Origin of the sequence: Rhodopseudomonas sp., assembly GCF_048594845.1 — a bacterium.
Taxonomy (GTDB): domain Bacteria; phylum Pseudomonadota; class Alphaproteobacteria; order Rhizobiales; family Xanthobacteraceae; genus Rhodopseudomonas.
In genome coordinates this window covers 1-2,055 of the sequence record NZ_JBMDXE010000336.1, presented here as the reverse complement: position 1 = coordinate 2,055, position 2,055 = coordinate 1, and the positions used below count along the sequence as shown (strand labels likewise).

The 2,055-nt window shown below is 67.9% G+C and carries 2 protein-coding genes; both read left to right on the top strand.

The genetic code is table 11. The annotated features are described in order from the left end of the window. The coding region (locus tag ACOJTD_RS22665; RefSeq protein WP_420135103.1) for an acyl-CoA dehydrogenase family protein at positions 1–1,090 on the top strand (1,090 nt) is incomplete at its 5' end. A gap of 31 nt (positions 1,091–1,121) precedes the next feature. Then, positions 1,122–2,055: amino acid--[acyl-carrier-protein] ligase (locus ACOJTD_RS22660; RefSeq protein ID WP_420135102.1), on the top strand; the 934-nt coding region annotated here is incomplete at its 3' end.

The window sequence follows — 2,055 nt, the reverse complement described above, 5'->3', positions numbered from 1 at the left end:
TGGGGTGGCGCGGTTTCCGCGGGCGGCGATCGACGCGGCTCGCGAGCATGGGCTGCTCGGCGCCCAGATCCCCGTCGAGTTCGGCGGCGAGGGCGCCACGATCCACGACGTCACCGAGATGTGCTACGCGCTCGGCCGCGCCTGCGCCTCGACTGCGATGATCGTGGCCATGCACCAGACCAAGGTGGCCTGCCTGGTTCGCCATGGCCGCGGCAGCGCATGGCACGAAAGCCTGATGCGGCGGATCGCCGACGAGCAGCTGCTGCTGGCCTCGTCCACGACCGAAGGCAACAACGGTGGCAACATCCGCTCCAGCGCCGCGGCGATCGAAGTGACTGCCGACGCAGTGACGCTGGTGCGCGACGCTACGGTGATTTCGTACGGCGCCGAGGCCGACGGTGTGATGACCATCGCGCGCCGCGCCAACGACGCAGCCGCCTCCGACCAGGTGTTGGTGGTGTTCACCAAGGAAGACTACACGCTGCGGCCGACGCTCGGCTGGGAGACGCTCGGCATGCGCGGCACCTGCAGCCGCGGCTTCGAGCTGAAGGCGAACGGCGTGGCCGCGCAAGTGTTCGCCGAGCCGTATGATCGCATCCACGCCCAGACGATGACGCCGGTGGCGCATCTGTCGTGGTCCTCGGCCTGGGCCGGCATCGCCGCCGCCTCGGTCGAGCGCGCCCAGGCCTTCATCCGCAAGGCGGCGCGCGGCGCCGGCGGGCAGCTGCCGCCGGGCGCGGCACACTACAATTCGGCGAAGCGCTCGCTGATCAAGCTGCGCGCGCTGATCACCGCCAATCTCGACGCCTATGTGGCGGCCGAATTCGACGAGCGGGCGCTCGGCGCACTCGATTTCCAGTCGGCGATCAATCTGCTCAAGGTCGAAGCCTCCGAGCTCGCGGTCGAGACGGTGATGAGTGCGATGCGGGCCTGCGGGCTGTCGGGCTATCGCAATGACGGCGACTTCACCATCGGCCGGCATCTGCGCGACGTGCTGTCGTCGCCGCTGATGATCAACAACGATCGCATCCTCGCCAATATCGGCACCGCGAGCCTGATGGCCGCCGTGCCGGCGACGCTGCGCGGCTGATCATAATCAACAAACAGAGGAGGCCCTTCGCATGAACGTCGCGTTCCGCCCGTCCGAGGCCGCTGTGCAGCCGGTCGATCCGCTCGATCATCTCGCCGCGCATCTGTTTCACAAACTCGGCGCCGATGGTGTCTATGCGCGCACCGCGCTGTACGAAGGCGTGGTCGAGAAGCTCGCCGCGCTGATCTCGCGGCATCGCGAGGCCGGCACCGAGGTGATGCGGTTTCCGCCGGTGATGAGCCGCGCGCAGCTCGAGAAGTCGGGCTATCTGAAGAGTTTCCCGAACCTGTTGGGCTGCGTCTGCGGCCTGCACGGCACCGAGCAGGAGATTAACGCCGCGGTGAGCCGGTTCGACGCCGGCGGCGACTGGACGACGTCGCTGTCGCCGGCCGACCTCGTGCTGTCGCCAGCCGCCTGCTATCCGGTGTATCCGATCGCCGCGAGCCGCGGCCCGCTGCCGGCCGGCGGTTTGCGGTTCGACGTCGCCGCCGATTGCTTCCGCCGCGAACCGTCGAAGCATCTGGACCGGCTGCAGTCGTTCCGGATGCGCGAGTATGTCTGTATCGGCGCGCCGCAGGATGTCGCGGCGTTCCGTGAGCGCTGGATGGAGAAGGCGCAGGCGATCGCGCGCGACCTCGGCCTGAACTTCTGGGTCGACACCGCCTCCGATCCGTTCTTCGGACGAGTCGGCCAGATGAAGGCGATCAGCCAGCAGCAGCAGGCGCTGAAGTTCGAACTCCTGGTTCCGCTGCGCTCGGAAGAATCTCCGACCGCCTGCATGAGCTTTAATTATCACCGCGAACATTTCGGCGTCACCTGGGGGATCGACGATGTCGGCGGCAACCCCGCCCACACTGGCTGCGTCGCCTTCGGCATGGACCGCCTCGCGGTCGCGCTGTTCGCAACGCATGGCATCGATACGAGTGCGTGGCCGGCGAGCGTGCGCGAGGTCCTGGCGCTGGATT